The sequence below is a fragment of the Stenotrophomonas sp. ISL-67 genome, from assembly GCF_018612915.1.
Lineage (GTDB): Bacteria > Pseudomonadota > Gammaproteobacteria > Xanthomonadales > Xanthomonadaceae > Stenotrophomonas.
This window is the reverse complement of sequence record NZ_JAGGRL010000011.1, coordinates 40,312-57,355: the sequence shown is the minus strand read 5'-3', so window position 1 is coordinate 57,355 and position 17,044 is coordinate 40,312. Positions and strand designations below refer to the sequence as shown.

The 17,044-nt window shown below is 66.3% G+C and carries 13 protein-coding genes; 4 read left to right on the top strand and 9 right to left on the bottom strand.

Features of this window, described 5'->3' with window-relative positions:
• Positions 1–470: 470 nt before the first annotated feature.
• The gene (locus J7J08_RS12405; protein ID WP_214905960.1) at positions 471–1,985 is read left to right on the top strand and encodes an acetyl-CoA hydrolase/transferase family protein; all 1,515 of its coding nucleotides are present in this window, start codon (positions 471–473) and stop codon (positions 1,983–1,985) included.
• 364 nt (positions 1,986–2,349) lie between these two features.
• On the opposite strand, the gene J7J08_RS12400 is transcribed toward J7J08_RS12405, so the two are convergent.
• From J7J08_RS12400 to J7J08_RS12360, 9 genes are all read right to left on the bottom strand, one after another.
• Positions 2,350–3,714 carry a VOC family protein gene (locus tag J7J08_RS12400; RefSeq protein WP_214905958.1) on the bottom strand — a complete coding sequence of 455 codons (1,365 nt, stop codon included), beginning with the start codon at positions 3,712–3,714 and terminating at the stop codon, positions 2,350–2,352.
• 332 nt (positions 3,715–4,046) lie between these two features.
• A complete protein-coding gene (locus J7J08_RS12395; protein ID WP_214905956.1) occupies positions 4,047–4,601 on the bottom strand; it encodes a hypothetical protein in 555 nt (184 codons plus the stop codon).
• Positions 4,602–4,605: 4 nt separating this feature from the next.
• A complete protein-coding gene (locus J7J08_RS12390; protein ID WP_214905954.1) occupies positions 4,606–5,355 on the bottom strand; it encodes an HAD family hydrolase in 750 nt (249 codons plus the stop codon).
• A gap of 155 nt (positions 5,356–5,510) precedes the next feature.
• Positions 5,511–5,927 carry an EF-hand domain-containing protein gene (locus tag J7J08_RS12385; RefSeq protein ID WP_214905952.1) on the bottom strand — a complete coding sequence of 139 codons (417 nt, stop codon included), beginning with the start codon at positions 5,925–5,927 and terminating at the stop codon, positions 5,511–5,513.
• Between the two features lie 218 nt (positions 5,928–6,145).
• Entirely contained in the window at positions 6,146–6,523 is a 378-nt protein-coding gene (locus J7J08_RS12380) for a hypothetical protein (RefSeq protein WP_214905950.1), read from the bottom strand.
• A 38-nt stretch (positions 6,524–6,561) separates the two neighbouring features.
• Positions 6,562–7,290 carry a M15 family metallopeptidase gene (locus J7J08_RS12375; RefSeq protein WP_214905948.1) on the bottom strand — a complete coding sequence of 243 codons (729 nt, stop codon included), beginning with the start codon at positions 7,288–7,290 and terminating at the stop codon, positions 6,562–6,564.
• On the bottom strand, positions 7,244–8,782 hold the full coding sequence (locus J7J08_RS12370) for a serine hydrolase domain-containing protein (protein ID WP_251006626.1): 1,539 nt from the start codon (positions 8,780–8,782) through the stop codon (positions 7,244–7,246). Before J7J08_RS12370 ends, J7J08_RS12375 begins: the two co-directional genes overlap by 47 nt.
• 97 nt (positions 8,783–8,879) lie before the next feature.
• The gene (locus J7J08_RS12365) at positions 8,880–11,879 is read right to left on the bottom strand and encodes a TonB-dependent receptor (RefSeq protein ID WP_214905943.1); all 3,000 of its coding nucleotides are present in this window, start codon (positions 11,877–11,879) and stop codon (positions 8,880–8,882) included.
• 42 nt (positions 11,880–11,921) lie between these two features.
• Positions 11,922–13,328 (bottom strand): transglutaminase-like domain-containing protein, encoded by a 1,407-nt coding sequence (locus tag J7J08_RS12360; protein ID WP_214905998.1) that lies wholly within the window; start codon positions 13,326–13,328, stop codon positions 11,922–11,924.
• A gap of 210 nt (positions 13,329–13,538) precedes the next feature.
• Between J7J08_RS12360 and J7J08_RS12355 the strand changes: the two genes are divergently transcribed.
• From J7J08_RS12355 to J7J08_RS12345, 3 genes are all read left to right on the top strand, one after another.
• Positions 13,539–14,981: an SH3 domain-containing protein gene (locus J7J08_RS12355; RefSeq protein ID WP_214905940.1), complete on the top strand. Its 1,443-nt coding sequence runs from the start codon at positions 13,539–13,541 to the stop codon at positions 14,979–14,981.
• Positions 14,981–16,087: a dipeptide epimerase gene (locus tag J7J08_RS12350; protein WP_214905937.1), complete on the top strand. Its 1,107-nt coding sequence runs from the start codon at positions 14,981–14,983 to the stop codon at positions 16,085–16,087. The genes J7J08_RS12355 and J7J08_RS12350 overlap by 1 nt, the downstream gene beginning before the upstream one ends.
• Before the next feature lie 94 nt (positions 16,088–16,181).
• Positions 16,182–17,030, top strand: a complete 849-nt coding sequence (locus J7J08_RS12345; RefSeq protein WP_214905934.1) for a MurR/RpiR family transcriptional regulator — start codon at positions 16,182–16,184, stop codon at positions 17,028–17,030.
• Positions 17,031–17,044 lie beyond the last annotated feature (14 nt).

Sequence of the window (17,044 nt, the reverse complement as noted above, 5' to 3'; positions counted from 1 at the left end):
GCGGTGACCCGTTACGTGGGACACACATGGCGTGTCATCGCCATGCCAGATACCGGTAGAGCCACGCCCTGCGTGGCTGCGCGGCGCCCCGGCAACCGCGGTTCCCGCGAACGGCATCCACGGTATTCAGGCAACAAGCAGGTGCCCCGTGCGGTGCGGCCAAACACGGGCGCGTGTCGACGCGCCAGACCGATCGGCGCCCAAAGACCCGGAGGCGAGACGTAAAAAAGCCCGCTTGCAGCGAACTGCCAGCGGGCTCTGCTCCCTCCCCCACGTCGGGATGCAGGGCGATCTTCTAGGCTCCGCGAACAAGATGCACGCTGCACTGCAAAACAATACCGGTGGGTACAGAAGTCCGTATTTACCTGAATAGCACCTCACACGACCGGTAAACGCCATTCCACCTTGGTCGCAACCGGGAGGGGGTGTCGATGGCGGATAATGAAGATTCCCCACAAAACGTAGTCGTCATGTCCGTTGATCGCATTGCCGACGCGCGCCTGCGCGGTCGCGTTGTATCTGCCGAAGCCGCCGCCGCGCTGATCCAGCCGGGTGAAACGGTGGCCATGAGTGGTTTCACCGGCTCGGGCTACCCCAAGGCGGTGCCGGTGGCGCTGGCCCAGCGCATCGAGGCGTTCCACGCCGACAACCTGCCCTTCCAGATCAGCCTGATGACCGGCGCCTCCACCGCCCCGGAACTGGACGGCGCGCTGGCCAAGGCCGATGGCATCGCCATGCGCATGCCCTTCCAGAGCGACCCGGACGCGCGCAACCGCATCAACGCCGGCCTGCTCGATTACATCGACATCCACCTCAGCCACGTGGCCCAGCATGTGTGGTTCGGGTTCTATGGCGAGATCGATACGGCGGTGATCGAGGTGTCGGCGATCCGCGAAGACGGCTCGTTGGTGCCCTCCACCTCGGTGGGCAACAACAAGACCTGGCTGGACCTGGCCCGGAAGGTGATCGTCGAGGTCAACGAGTGGCAGCCGGCCGGCGTGGACGGCATGCACGACATCTACTACGGCACGGCACTGCCGCCGCACCGCAAGCCGATTCCGCTGGTGCACGGCAATGACCGCATCGGTGAGACCTCGCTGCGCTGCGACCCGGACAAGATCGTGGCGGTGGTGCGCACCAACGGCCCGGACCGCAACAGCCCGTTCAGCCCGATCGATGCGACCAGCGAGCAGATTGCCGCGCACCTGATCGAGTTCCTGAAGCACGAAGTCGCGCGCGGGCGCCTGCCGGCCAACCTGCTGCCGCTGCAGAGCGGCGTGGGCAACATTCCGAATGCGGTGCTGGCCGGCCTGGGCAGGAGCGGCTTCCGCGACCTGAGCGCGTTCACCGAGGTGATCCAGGACGGCATGCTGGACCTGCTGCGCGATGGGGTGCTGAGCTATGCCTCGTGCACCGGGTTCGCGCTGAGCCCGCAGGCCAATGAGACGTTCAAGGAGAACATCGATTTCTACCGCGAGCGCATCATCATGCGTACGCAGGAGATATCCAACCACCCGGAGCTGGTGCGCCGCCTGGGCTGCATCGGCATGAACGGGATGATCGAGGTGGATCTGTACGGCAACGTCAATTCCACGCATGTGATGGGCACGCGGATCATGAACGGCATTGGCGGCTCGGGCGATTTCGCGCGCAATGGCTTCCTGTCGGCGTTCCTGAGCCCATCGACGGCGAAGAACGGCACCATTTCGGCGATCGTGCCGATGGTGAGCCATGTGGACCACACCGAGCACGATGTGTCGGTGATCGTGACCGAGCAGGGTTTGGCCGACCTGCGCGGGTTGCCGCCGCGCAAACGCGCGCGGGTGGTGATTGATAACTGCGCGCACCCGGATTTCCGCGACCAGCTCAACGATTATTTCGAACGCGCCTGCCGCGAGAGTTACGGAAAGCACACCCCGCATCTGATGCCGGAAGCGCTGTCGTGGCACCAGCGATGGTTGGATACGGGCACGATGAAGGGGTGATCGGATACAGCGAAAACGCCGGGATTCCCCGGCGTTTTTGATTTTCGCGTGTGTCGCAAGCCGCATCCGGGACGAGACGCACGAAATGCAGGCACCGGTAGGTTCGGTTCCCAAACGAACGCCGGTAACGGTTCAACGCCCGGTAACGCATGACCTGCGACGGAGCAAACGCCATCCCCGCCAAAGGTCATGCCACAACCGAACGCGGAAAATTCCACGGCAGTGGTTCTCCTCCGCATCCTGCGGCCGCACCACTCGTGCATCCATGCACATCGTCGATTGGGATGCGACCCTACCAAGGCAGATCGCGCCCGCGTCATCGCACCCCTCGGCGCTGACGTTTCCCCGATCACTCGATGATCCGTTACCCGCGCAGGCTGTCCAACGACTCCTGCTGCAAACGCTCGTAAATCACGAACTCGTCTTCCACCTTCAACCCCAACGCCTGCTCGAACGCGTCGCGGTTGGCGTGTGCGGCATACGCCCGCTGCTCTTCGCCGCCCAGGTTGGATTGGAAAATGCCCGCGGCGCTGACCGGCAGGAAATCTTCGTAGACGATCGGGTCGGCGCTGGCCAGGCCAGCGGCGACCAACGCTTCGGCCGGCAGGTCGGCCACGGCGGACGGATCGGCGCGGCCGGATGCGGTGAGCGCGTAACGGTAGTAGCCCAGCCCTTCCCTGCGCAGGGTGTCGTGGTCGTCCGGAAAGCCGGTAAATGCGGCGGCCAGGCGGGTCGGATAGTCCTGCCCGGTGCTGCCGGCACCGCCGGCATCACGCGCCTGCGCCAGCAGCTGGTCATACAGCGCGCGGCCCTTCGGGGTCAGGGCAAGGCCACGCTGTTCGATCTCGCCGAAGCGCGCGGTGTGGGTGCCGGCATCACCGCCCTCGCCGTCGGGGAAGTTCACGGTTTCTTCCAGCGCCTTGAAGCTGGTCTGGCGCAGCAGGATCGGGCAGCGGCGCGGCGGCGGGCCTTCGACCACGGCCTTGGCGTCGATGCCACGGGCGAGCATGCTGGCCTGCGCGGCATCGATATCCAGCGTGCGCGGGGTGAGGTGGTTGATGTGCGGGCCACGGAAGCTGACCACGTCGGCGACCAGCCGGTGCGCGTTGCTCAGCGCATGGTAGGTGGCCAGCGACACGGTGGCATCGCTGTGCCAGCGGAAGGTTTCCAGCGCGGCCAGCACGAAGCGGCGCGCGTCATCCTGGTCCAGCCCGCCTTCGCGTTCGGCCTGTTCGATCAGTGCGAGCGCGTCATCGGTGAAGATGCGGCGGCGTGCGAGGATGCGCGCCGATTCTTCGCGCAGGGCGTCGTCTTCAATCAGTTCCAGCCGCAGCAGCGAGGTGAACACGCGGAACGGGTTGGCGGCCAGCGCGGAGGCGGTGCGCGGGCGGAAGGCGGTGGAATGCACCGGCACGCCGGCCACGGAAAGGTCGTAGTAGCCGATCGGGTGCATGCCCATCACGGCGAACAGGCGGCCCAGGGTGGCCAGTTCTTCGGCGGTGCCGACGCGGATGGCGCCGTGGCGTTCCTGCGCCAGGCGGCCGCGCTCGTCATTGCGCTCGAGCTGCTCGGCCAGCGCCGAGTTGTCGGTGAGCACGGCATCGTTGATTTCGGCCACCAGGTCGACCAGGGTGCCGTACAGCGGCACTTCGGTGCGGTACATGGTGGACATGGCCTGGGCGAACAGGCTGCGGATATCGTCGGGTGAAACGAAACGGTCGGCGCTCATTACGTACTCGGCAACGGATCACGGGGAACAGCAGGTGGATATTGTCGCCGACGCGAACCGGGCACGGCGAGGTGCACAGCAGCATTGAAGCGGGAGGCCAGCGCGGGTTGGATGGCGTTGGGGCGGCTGAGAATGCATCGGGCGGGTAGGGTCGGTTCCCAAACGACCGCCGGTAGCGGGTCAACGATCGGTAACGCATGACCGCGGGCAAAAACAAACGCCGTCCCCGTCGGAAGGTCATGCCATCACCGGACGCGGGCGGTACATCGGCGGTCGATTGGGGATGCGACCCTACCGCCAAGGCGGCAACGCGCCGAGGCTGCGAAGCGGCGTCAGCGGGTGCGGTGGGCTGCCGATTCCGCCGCTGCGCGTTCGCGCTGGGCGCGGTCGCCGAGCTGGCGCTTGAGGGTGGCGTCCAGGGTCACGGGGCGGTCCCAGTGGTCGTGGCTGGCCACGATGGCGTGGCGCACGGCGCGCCAGTGCAGGTTGCCGGGGGTGACCGGCATCGTGGTCACCACCTCGGCCCAGCGCTTGTCTTCGCCTTCCTCTGGCACGAAGCGCGACCACGCCTGTACGGCGTCGCGGCAGGAGCGTTGGGTGGCCTTGGCCCAGAAGCAGGCGAAGTAGATGTCGCCGGCCTGCCAGCCGTGGGTGTAGAACAGCGCGGCGATGTAGTCGCGCGGTACGCTGGCGTAGCGCGCTACCTCGTCGAGGAAACTTTCCGGGTAGCGCTCGGCGTAATGGTTGATGTCCTGCAGCTGGGTATCGACCCAGGCGTCACCGGTGTGGACCTGGTACGCCTGGGATTTTTCCGGCGTCTGCTGCGCGGCGGCCAGCAACGGCAACCACAGCAGCAGTGCAACCAGCAGCAGGCGCAGGCGCTTCACCGGTTCAGCCGCCCGCGGCCTTGGCTTCGATGGCGCGCAGGGCCTGCGGCCAGTCGAAGGCGGTGGCTGCTTCCACCATGCGCGGCTCATCGGCAGCAACGCCATGCTGGGTTTCATGGGCCCAGGTCACTGCGTACGGGGTGTGGATGCCCCAACCGCCCAGGGTGACCACCGGTTCGATATCCGAACGCAATGAGTTGCCGACCATGACGAAACGCTGCATGGGCAGGTCGAACTCTTCAAGCACGCGCGCGTAGGTTTCCGGATCCTTTTCGGAGACGATCTCGATGCGCGGGAACAGGTCGCGCAGGTTGGCGATCTTGATCTTGGCTTCCTGGTGGAACAGGTCGCCCTTGGTGATCAGCACTACCGGGTATTCGCGGGCGATCTCGGCGACCGACTCGCGCACGCCGTCGATCAGTTCGACCGGGTGGCGCAGGGTGTCATGGCCGATGTCGAGGATCAGCTGCAGGTCGCGGGCGGCAATGGAGGTTCCGGTGATCTCGATGGCGGCTTCGAGCATCGAGAGGGTCATGCCCTTGACGCCGTAGCCGAACACACCGAGGTTGCGCTGCTGCACCTCGAGCAGGTGGCGTGCGGTGGCGGTGTCGTGCACGTCGATGTAGCGCGACAGGATGTCGAGGTAATCCTGCTCGGCCTTGCGGTAGTAGTCCTCGCTCTTCCACAGCGTGTCGTCACCGTCAAAACCGACCAGACCGATGGCGCCGGTGGGCGCAGGCAGGGAGGTCATCATCGGGCAAGGATACCAAGCGGAAAAGAAGGAAGGGCGGCCCAAGCCGCCCTTCCGGGCCATCCACCGTTGTCCAGCGGTTTCAGGCTTGCTGCTGGGTTACGGGCTCCGGGTGGGGTCAGCCGGGCACCGTCGGCGAGCCCCGGCTTGGTGCGCGTTTAGCGCGCCGGGGCAGCGCTGCCGCCGGCGGCAGCGCCCTGCTGGGCGGCTACGTAGGCTTTGTATTCGTCCTGGGTGAGCTTGCCGTCCTTGTTGCTGTCGGCCTGGTCGAACACCTGGGCGAGGCCCGCGTTGACCTGGGCCTCGGTCTTGCTGATGGCGCCGTCACCGTCGGTGTCTACGGTGGCCCAGGTCTGGCCGCCACCGCCGCCGGCCTGCGACGAGGCCTGGGCGGCCGCGCCGGTGGCCGCATCTGCCGCCTGGTCCGCCTGTGCCGCCGACTGCTGGGCCTGCGCAGCCTGGGTCTGGGCCTGCGCGGCACTCTGCTGTGCGGTCTGGGCCATCGCCGGAATGGCCAGAACACTGCCGGCGGCGACGATCAGGGCGATCAGGGGCTTGCGGTTGCGAATAGTCATTGGGTGGTCTCCTTGTGGAATGTTGCGCGGCTCGTTGTTTCCGCACGGCCCCACACTGACAGCCCGTTTGTGAATCGACCTTGCCCTGCAACCGGCGTGCGCACGCGGTCTTAACCACACGCGCGCAGCACTCCGTTACCCCTGCGGTTACGCGCAGGTGAGCGATTGGTAAGACGACCATTCAATGCGCCCGGATTTAACCGGATGCGAACGAAAATTCAGGGGGTGCTGGCGCTTTTTTCGCCTGAGCGCGAGCTGAACAAAAGCCAGCCCAGTGCAACACCGCCCAAGGCGCCCGCCACTTCCACCACCACGCGCGAGCCCAGTTCGTTCGGATCGTGGATGGTGGCCAGGAACAACCGCGCGTACAGCGGCGATTCCAGCCGCATCATGCCCATGTAGAACAGATTCCACGCATCGATGCCGGCCGCGCCCACCACGGTGATGACGCAGGCCCAGCCGATGGCGTGCCCGTCCGACCACCCGGCCCAGCGGCACACGCGGTGCCACAGCGCATACACCAGCACGCCCAGCAGCAGGGCGATCAGCCCGGCTTCCAGCGTGCCCAGCAATCCAAAGTGCAGCGACAGGTTCATCGTGATCCGTAGGTTCGGTGAGCGCGCATTGTAGGCGCTCAGCGCACCGGGACGTCGAAGGCGGTGGTGGGGCTGGGCTCGGGGCTGAGGGTGTAGTGCCACCACTCCTGCGGGTAGTTGGCGAAGCCCTGGCGCTGCATGGCCCGCAGCAGCGTCTGCCGGTTCTGGTACTGGGCGGGGGTGATGTCGGGCGCTTCGGTATGCGCGCGCGGGCCGAAGAAGTCGAAGTCGGTGCCCATGTCGACCGTGGTGCACGGGTCGTTGCGGCAATCGAGCAGGCCCAGGTCCACGGTGGCGCCACGGCTGTGGCCGGAGGTTTCGGCGATGTAACCGCCCAGCAGCGCTGGCTTGTCCAGCCCGGGATACTGCACGGCCTTGCGCGATTGCTCCAACGGATCGTTGGCCCACGCCACGAAGGAACGCACCGACTGCGCCGGGCGGTAGCAGTCGAACAGCTGCAGCCCGTAGCCCTGCCCACGCAGGTTTTCTTCCACATGGGCCAGTGCTTTCGCGGCGGGGCGCAGCAGCAGGCACTTGGGCGCTTCATAGCCGGGCACTGGGCGGCCGGTGAAATTGTTGGGCCCGGCGTAGCGCATGTCCAGCGTGATGTCCGGCGAGAGCGTGGTGATGTCCACCAGGCCGGCCTGTTCGGCGGTGCGCACCAGTGCGATGTTCACTGGCTGGGCCGACACCGGCGGTGCGACGGCTGCGAACAACAGGCTAAGGGCAATCGCCGATGCGGCTGAAGTGCAGGTCCTGGTAGTCATAGCTGAAGTCGATATCCGGATCGATCGCGCTCAGGCGGAGCGTCGGCGGGGTGCCCGGCTCCACCTGCAGCCAGGGTTCTGCATCCGCCCCGAGGGTATCCCACTGCACCAGCCAGCGGGAACCGAGCTGCATCACGGTTCCGCGCAGTGCGGGTGACTTGTCCACGCTGAAGCGCAGCGTGCCGTTTTCCGGGCACAGGCGGGCCTGGCCCAGCCAAGGGTCCCGATACAGGCCGGGTACGGCCACGCCCTGCATGGCTGCGGGATGGTCGCCACCGCGTAGAGCCACGCCCTGCGTGGCTGCGGGATGGTCGATGCCGCTCAGCCACGCAGGGCGTGGCTCTACGGGTTTGCGTGCGGTCGTATCGGGGAGGGCGTGGGCGGCGTTGCGGTTGACCTGTTCGGCCTGCAGCTGCTCGGCGTAACCGGCAATGGTCTGCTGTTGCTCCGGTGCGGTGTAGTGCTTGAGCGCGGCCTGCATGAGCACGGTGCGCGCATCCTCGCCTTCGCCGTTGATCAGGATCACCACGCCGGCCTTGCGGTCCGGCAGCAGCGCGAGCGAGGAATACATGCCGGACAAGGTGCCGGTATGGGCGACCTTCCACTGCCCGTCCAGGTCCGACAGGCGCCAGCCATACCCATAGGCGGAGAAGTGCGCGTTGTCCCAGCGACGCTGGCGCTCGCCGAGCGGCATGGGCATGTGCGCGGTCCACAGCGCGCGGCGCTGGGTGTCGCTGAGCCAACCGGGCACGAGCGTGGGATCAAGAAGTACCTGCATCCAGCGCGTCATGTCGCGCAGGCTGCAGCGGATGCCGCCGGCGGCCATCGAGGTCAGGTCCGGGGCGATGGCGGTGTCGGCGTTGATGACCACGTTGCGTCCGTCGCGCGGTGCGTGCGGCTGGGCGACATTGCCCACCTCCGCGACCGACCACGTCCCTGCCTGGCAGCGGGTCATGCCGAGCGGAACGAACACGTCCTCGCGCAGCAGCTGGTCATACGGCTTGCCGCCGGCGGCCGCAGCCACTTCGCCGGCCACCACATACATCAGGTTGTCGTAGGCATAACCGCTGCGGAAGCTGGTGACGGGTTTGAGATGGGCCAGCCCGGCAATGATGTCGGCACGGCTGAAAGTATTGGGTTCAGGCCAGAGCATCAGGTCGCCCGCGCCCAGGCCTAGCCCGCTGTTGTGGATGAGCAGGTCGCGCACCTGCATGTGCCCGGTCACCCACGGGTCGTACATGCGGAACTGCGGCAGGTACCGGGTAACGGGGTCATCCCAGGCGAGCAGGCCACGGTCAACCAGCCGCGCCAGTACCGCGGCGGTCATCGCCTTGCTGTTGGAGGCGATCTTGAACAGCGTATCGGCGTCGATCGGCTCGCCACTGCCCACGCGGCGTTCGCCGGCCGTGTGCGTGTAGACCACCTGGCCGTCGTCCACCACGGCCATGGCCAGACCCGGCAGCGTGTAGTGCTGCCGGGTCTGGTCGAACATCGCCTGGAAGCCGGGGTCGGCGGCAGCGGCGGTAGCCGATGCCACCAGCCCTGCCGCCGCCCCACACAGAACCCACCGCTTCAAGGCGCGCATGCCCTCAATAGTTCCACGTCACCGTGAGCTGTGCATAGCGCGGCGACTGGAACCCGGTGCCATAGCCATACAGCGGGTTCGGCGTGCCGATGCTGTCCTGCGGCTCGTAGTCCTGGTCCACCGACACGATGCGCTGCTGGTTGAGCACGTTGTACACGGCCAGCTTCAGGCTCAGGTCCAGCGGCACCGGCACCTTGTAGGCAATGCTCATGTCCAGGTCGTAGGTCCACGGGGTGCGGCCATCGCCGGCACGCGGCGAATGCATAAAAACGCGTTCGGACGGCACGCTGGACTGGCAGTTGGACACGCACACGAAGTAGCTGCGGAAGTCGGTGGCGTCATACGGGTTGCCGGCGCCGAAACGGGTGATCGGGCTGCCGGACTGGATGCCCAGCGTGGCGGCCACGGTCAGGTTTTCGGTGAGCGCGTAGCTGCCGCGGAACTTGAACTGGTGGCGGCGGTCGTTGGCCAGGTAGCCGTAACCGCGGTAGTTCACCCACGGGTTGTCGAAGTTCTCGGTACGGCCCGAATCGGCGAAGTCGGTATCGGAATTGACCGGGCCTTCGGCGTTGCCCTTGCCGTAGGCCAGGGTGTAGGACGCGTTGAAGCCCCACTTGCCATCCCACGCACGGTCGACCTGCAGCTCCAGCGCCTTGTAATCGCGCTTGGGCTTGACCCAGCCGCGCTGGCCCACGTAGTTGCCGTCGTCGTCGTACAGCGCCCAGCCTTCGCGCGAGGTATCGATATTGATCCAGGCATCGTTGCTGCCGTCGCAGTCGCTGTCGCCCCACACGGTGTTGGTGCGGCCGGGATTGCCCATGATCCACACGCCATCGAAAGCACCGCACTGGCCGGTGGCGGTGATGTTCATGTCGTCGATGGCGTTGTTGAGGCGGCGATAGGTGACGCTGGCGCCGACCGACCACGATTCGCTGAGCATGTGCTGGAAGCCCAGGATCGCTTCATCCTGGTATACCGGGTCCATGTCGCGGTTCACTTCGGCGCGCAGGTCCGGCACGCTGCCATCGCCCTGCGAGTTGTCCACCGGGCCGATCTGGCCGCCCAGCACCGGGAGGTTGTTCTCGGCACCGGAGTAACCGAGGAATTCGTACCAGGTGCGCTCATCCAGGAAGCCGCCGGCCTGCTTGATGTTGATGACGTTGGCCACCGGCAGGAAGTAGCGGCCCAGGTTGCCGAACACCTTGGTGGTGCCGTCGCCACGGACGTCCCAGGAGAAGCCCAGGCGCGGGGCGAACATGTTGTCGATCTTGATGTAGCTGTCGCCGTCGCCGCCCTTGTTGTCGAAGCCTTCCACGCGCGCACCGATGTTCAACAGCAGGTTGGGCGTGACCTGCCAGTTGTCTTCGATGTAGTACGCCGAGTTGATGGTCTCGAAAGAGCCGGACACCTCATTGCGGCGGGAACGTGCGACCAGGCCACTGGCCGGCACGACGTCGTAGTTGAGCGTACTTCCCGGGGTGCGGTAGTAGATGTCGTAACGCAGTCCGCCCGGGCCGGGGTAGGCGCGTTCGTAATCGGAGGTGTTCTCTTCGCGGTCCAGGCCGAATCGCAGCAGGTGGTCGCCGATGGACCATTCGAAATCGGCACGGGCCGCCTTGCGGGTATCCAGCGCCGATTCCACCTGCGAGCTGCTGGTGCAGCTGCGGTCGCCCTGGAGGTCGGGCGGTACGCCCTGGCTGGCGGTACGGTTGTCGAATACGCGGTTGCAGTTCTGGTCCATCAAGCTGCTCTGCGAGCGGTTGCGCTTGTTCTCGCCGTACATGAGCTTCATGGTCAGGTCGTTGTTGACCTGCCAGCTGTAGGTACCGGACCAGTTCTTGCCGCCTACCGTGTTGTAGATCTGGTTGGTGCGGTCGCCGACGATATCGCCGGTGGCGTAGTCGTACTTGTAGACGTCGGTGATGGTGTCGCTCTTGTCGGAGAAGCCGAACAGCGACAGCATCTGGTTGTCGGTGATCTGCCAATCCAGCTTGCCGCCCCAGAACGGGTCATCGGCCTTGCCGCGGTTGAATACGGTGCCGGCGTCGTTGGTGGACCAGGGCTGGTAATCGCGGGCTTCGTACATGCCGAAGAAGAACAGCTTGTCCTGCACCAGCGCGCCGGAGGCGAACACGTTCAGGGCGCTGCGCGAATAATCATCCTGGCTGGCGGTGATGTAGCGGCTGCCGTCGCTGTCGTAGCGGTCACGCGCCTGCGACTGCCAGGCACGCGGTTCGACCACCAGCTGCGCGCCGGTCTGGAATTCGTTGGTGCCCGAGCGGGTCACGGCGTTGATGACGCCGCCGGTGCTGCGGCCGAATTCCACCGAATAGCCACCGGTCTTGACCTGGAATTCCTGGTAGAAGCCGAACGGCACCGACGAGAAGCCAACCCGGTTGTAGAAGTCGGTGACGTTCAGGCCGTTCACGTACACGGTGTTTTCCGCGACCGACGAGCCACCGAAGGAGATGCCCTGCCCGCCCAACGAGCCCTTGCCCTTCACCGCGCCCGGGGCCAGCAAAGCCACGGCGGTGATGTCGCGGTCCACCGGCAGCCGCAGCAACTCTTCACGGGTGATGTTGGTGGCCGATTCGGTCGAGCGCACATCGACCATGTTCACCACCTGCGGCGCACGCACCTGCACCGTGCCCAGGGTGCTCACGCCACTGACCGGCACGTTCACCGTGGTGGCATTGCCCAGGGTCACGTTGACCTGGCCCACGCGCGCCGGCGCACCGCCGGCCACGGATACTTCCAGGTCATAGGTGCCCACCGGCAGCAGGGGAATGCGGTAGCTGCCGTTGGCATCGGCGCGCACCGAGCGCACGAAGCCGGTGGCGGGGTTGCGCACCGTAACCGTGGCGCCTTCCAGTTGCTGGCCCGGTTCGCTCAGCAACCTGCCGGCCACCGAGCCATCCTGCGCCATCGCCGCCGGTGCCACGACACCCAGGCAGGCCCCCAACGCGACGCATAGCGCCGCCCGCTTCAAACTGTTCGCTTTCATTCCCTGCTCTCTCCTTCAAGGGTGAAATGGTGATACCGCCGATTACCGCGCCGACTCCACAGGCACAACGTGCGATTGGAAGTCGTACTTCCATTGATCGAAGTACAGGTTGCCGCCGGACCATTCGACTTCGCCGCGCTGCGAATCCACGGTGTCCGAGCGCGGATGGCGTTTGGCCGGCTGGAACGATTGCTGGAAGTCGTCGTTGAAGGCGATGCGATAGGCATCGAGCCCGCCGAAGTAGAAATCGCGCAATGCCGGCTCCGGGCTGTCCAGGCGGCCGGTGGTGACATCCATCGGCACCCAGCCATACGGGGCCAGGTACAGCGCGCCCCAGTCGTGCAGGTTGTTGTAGCCCACGGCGTCATCGGAATAGACCATGCCCGACTGCCAGCGCGCGGGAATGCCGTTCAGGCGCAGCAGTGCGATCAGCAGCAGCGTCTGCTGACCGCAGTCGGCGTGGCCGGCGTGCAGGGCGTAGTCGCTGATGTTGGAGATGGTGGAATATTCGCGGGCGCCGGCCCACGGGATCTGGTCGACCGCGTCGAACAGCTTCTGCGCGATGCGGTAGGGGTTGGTTTCGCTGCCGACCACGCGCTGCGAGAACGCGCGCAGCGCCGGGGTGAACACCACGTGCGGCGGCTGTTCGGCCAGGTAGGGCTGCAGCGCGGCGTCGGCAGGGGTGGGCAGCACCTTGGCCGGATCGACCTGGATATGGCGCGCGTAGACGGTGACCGCGTAGCGGATCTCGAAACGGGTGGGCGTGCCGGCCACGGCCTTCTGCTGCAGGTGGACCGTGCGCTGCTGGGCTGCTTCGGGCGCGATCACGGCGCCGGTTTTCGGGCCGATCCAGGTAATGTTTTCCTGCTGGCCGGGAATGGAACGCGGGTACGGAATCCACGCCTGCAGCAGTTCACCGGCGGGCACGGCGTCGGGCTTGACCGTGATCGACTGGGTGACTTCCACCCGGCGCGGCACCAGGCTGGTGGCGCCGCTGGTCTTGGCCGCTGCAATCACTTCGTGGTGGTGCGGTGCGAGGTTCTCATACGGGCCATCCACCGGCGGCGGCACGTTGGGTGCACGCCGTGCCCTGGCCTCGGCACTGACCCGGAACAGGTTGGAGGGCGCGCGCTTGAAGTAGCGCCGCTCACCGTCGATGTCGAGGTGTTCGACCAGGCCGGCAGCATCCCAGCGGGCGAATTCGTCATCGCGCAGGTCCGGGATCTGCTTGCGCACGAGGACCTTGGCGGCGGCTTCATCGAGGGTGAAATCCAGCCGCATGCGGCGCATGCGTTCGCGCTGATAGGCATAGGCGGCGCGTGTTTCGTCGCTGAGCGCGGGATCGTTGAGTGCCGTGGCGATGCGGGCATCTGCCGCAGCGAACTGGCCTTGGTCGATCTGCGCGATCACCGCGTCCTGGGCCAGCACTGGCGCCTGCGCCGAGGCCATGCCCAGCAGCAGGCACGCCGTCGCGGCGCGCCGGGCGAAGATCGAAGCAGAACGCGGTTTGCGTGCGGGCAGATCCACGGCGACACTTCCCAAGGTGCAGGTGGTAATCGCTGTGTAACACGGGCCTGACAGGTGGTCAATAATTTATTCTTGCTTTCGACGGAAAAAGGAATAAATATTCCTGACGCTTTCGAGGAGGGTGACCGCTCCATGATCCAGGCTTCCCCCCGCCGCCCCGCGCGGCCTGCGTGGCCGGCGCGCGCCTTGCTGGCGGCGCTGCTGGTACTGCCCGGCAGCGCGACATGGGCCCAAGCGCCCTTTGCGCCGCCGGCTGCATTCGGTGGCGTCATCGGGTTGCGCGAGGCCTACCTCGACCCTGCGTTCTGGGCGGCCCGGTTGCCCGATGCCGACCGCGTGATCCTGGACAGCGCTGGCATTGCCGCGCAGAACGCGCGCATGCGCGCCGAAGACGCCTCGATCCATGACCTGCGCGCACTTCCCGCCCAGCTCACGCGTGCACGGGTGTTGGCCGACATCCAGGCGCTGTCGCGCTGGCCGCAGAAGCCGCTGTTCGGCGAAGACGAACAGCCGATTCCGGGCAGCGCGCGTACCGCCATCGAGGCGAACCTGGCCCTGGCGGCGATTCCCGCCGAGCGCCCGCTGCAGTACGGGCTGGTCACCCACCGCGCGGCGCTGCGTGCGTTCCCGACCGCGCTGCGGGTGTTCACTTCGCAGGGCGACACCGATATCGACCGCTTCCAGGAATCGGCGCTGTTCCCCGGCGACGCGGTGGCGGTGCTGCATGAAAGCGCGGACGGACAGTGGCTGTTCGTCACCAGCGAGCGTTACTCCGCCTGGATCGAAAAGCGCTTCGTGGGCGTGGGCGATGCGGCGACGGTACTTGGCTACGGCCAGCACGGGCCGTTTCGGGTGATTACCGGTGCCACCGCCTTCACCGCGTTTACCCCGGAAGAACCGCGTGTTTCCCGCCTGCAGCTGGAGATGGGCGTGCGCGTGCCGGTGCTGGCCGACTGGCCGCTCAACCAGACCGTGAACGGCCAGCAGGCGCATGCCGCGCACGTGGTGCAACTGCCGGTGCGCAACGCCGATGGCAGCCTGGCACTGGTGCCGGCGCTGCTGCCGCGTTCGCAGGACACCGCCAGCGACTACCTTCCGCTGACCCCGCGCAACCTGCTCAGCCAGAGCTTCAAGTTCCTGGGCGAGCGCTACGGCTGGGGCCACTCCTACGACACCCGCGACTGCAGCGGCTTCGTGTCCGAGATCTACCGCAGCTTCGGCGTGCTGATGCCGCGCAACACCAGCGCGCAGGCAATCAGCCCGGCGCTGGACCGCATCGCCTTCAGCGAAAAGGACGGCAAGGCCAAGCGCAACGCGGCCGTGCAGCAGCTGCAGGTGGGCGACCTGGTCTACATCCCCGGCCACGTGATGGTCACCATCGGCCAGCTCGACGGGCAGGCGTGGATGATCCACGACACCTCGGGCGGCAGCTGGTTCGGCCCCGACGGCAGGCGCGTGCAGGCGCACCTCAACGGCGTTTCGGTGACCCCGCTGCAACCGATGATGGCCAGCGACACCGTGAGCTACATCGACCGCATCACCAACATCCAGCGCATCCGGCCCCAGACCCCTTGATGAAAATCACCGACATTGAACTTGGCATGCTGCGCGTGCCGCTGAAAACGCCGTTCAAGACCGCACTGCGCACCGTGGATACGGTGGAAGACGTGGTGGTGCTGGTCCGCACCGACACCGGCCACACCGGGTACGGCGAGGCGCCGGCCACGGCGGTGATCACCGGCGATACCCACGGCTCGATCATCGAGGCGATCAACACCTTCATCAAGCCGCGCCTGGTCGGCCAGGACGTGGCCGAGCTCAACCGCAACTGCGCGCTGATCCAGTCGTCGATGGAACGCAACACCAGCGCCAAGGCGGCGGTGGAAATCGCGGTGTATGACCTGTGGGCGCAGCTGCACAAGGCGCCGCTATACCAGATGCTGGGCGGTGGCGACCCGGTGATCACCACCGACATCACCATCAGCGTGGATTACATCGACAAGATGGTGGCCGATTCACTGTCGGCGATCGACCGCGGCTTCGAGTCGCTGAAGATCAAGGTCGGCAAGGACATCGGGCTGGATATCGAGCGGGTGAAGGCGATCCACGCCGCCGTGCAGGGCCGCGCCCTGCTGCGGCTGGATGCCAACCAGGGCTGGACCGCCAAGCAGGCGGTGCACGCCATGCACACGCTGGAAGAGGCCGGGGTGGTGCTGGAACTGCTGGAGCAGCCGGTGAAAGCGGCCGACATCAGCGGGCTGAAATACGTTACCGACCGGGTCAACACGCCGGTGATGGCCGATGAGAGCGTATTCAACCCGGGCCAGGTGTTCGACCTGATCCAGCAGCGCGCGGCCGACATCATCAACATCAAGCTGATGAAGACCGGCGGGCTGTCCAACGCGATCCGGATTGCCGACATCGCCGCCATCTACGGGGTACCGTGCATGATCGGCTGCATGATCGAATCCAGCATCAGCGTGGCGGCCGCCGTGCACCTGGCGGTGGCCAAGAGCGAGGTGATCACCAAGGTGGACCTGGACGGCCCCTCGCTGGGGCAGTTCAATCCGGTCACCGGCGGGGTACATTTCAACGAGTCGGAGATCACCATCAGCGATGCGCCGGGGCTGGGCATCACCGAAGTGCGGGGATTGGAGATGCTGAATCCGCCAAGATGGTGATGAACATCGTAGAGCCACGCCCTGCGTGGCTGCCACGCGATGCCCGGATCCACCCCAGCCACGCAGGGCGTGGCTCTACAAGCCTCAGGAACCCATGCCGCCCCTGGTGAAAATCCGCTCCGAGCGTGACCACATGTCGGCAATCGAACGCCGCATCGCCGATTTCATCCTGGACAACGCCCACCTGCTGCGCGATTACTCGTCGCAGCAGCTGGCCAGCGCGCTGGGGATCAGCCAGTCCAGCGTGGTCAAGTTCAGCCAGAAGCTGGGCTTCAAGGGCTACCCGGACCTGAAGTATTCCATTGGCCAGGCCGTGGCCCGGGCCGGCAACGACCCCGCCGCCGCCCCTGCGGCCGCTGCACCGGCCAATGATTACGACCAGCTGGCCGAGCGCCTGCGCCTGAGCCGCACCGCCGCCGACGAGGAAACCCGGCTGGCCAACCCGCAGGCCGACGTGGAAGCGATCGTGCAGCTGATCGACGGCGCGCCCAAGCTGTTCGTGTACGGGCTGGGCGACGATGGCCTGTACGCGCGCGAATTCGCGATGCGGCTGTCGCTGCTGGGCATGCTCACGGTGCACCACGCCGACCCGATCCTGATGATGGCGAACCTGTCGGCGGCGCGGCCGGGCGATGTGCTGCTGGTGTTTTCCGAATTCGGCAAGCTGCCGCAGCTGTTCCAGCTTTCGCGCCAGTTCCAGGACGTGGGCGGCAAGGTGGTGTCGATCACCCGGCACAGCGCCAACCCGCTGCGCGCGCATGCCGATGCTGCGCTGGTGGTATGCGCGCACGACCCGGCGCCGCACGTGGCACAACTGTTGTACCGTTCTGCCTTGCAGTCGCTGCTGGACTTCGTGTTCGTGCTGCTCTGCCACGCCAACCCGGACCGCCACCGCCAGCTCGGGGTGAACCTGGAACGGATCGAACACCTGATCGACACCTGATTGCCGGAGTCTGC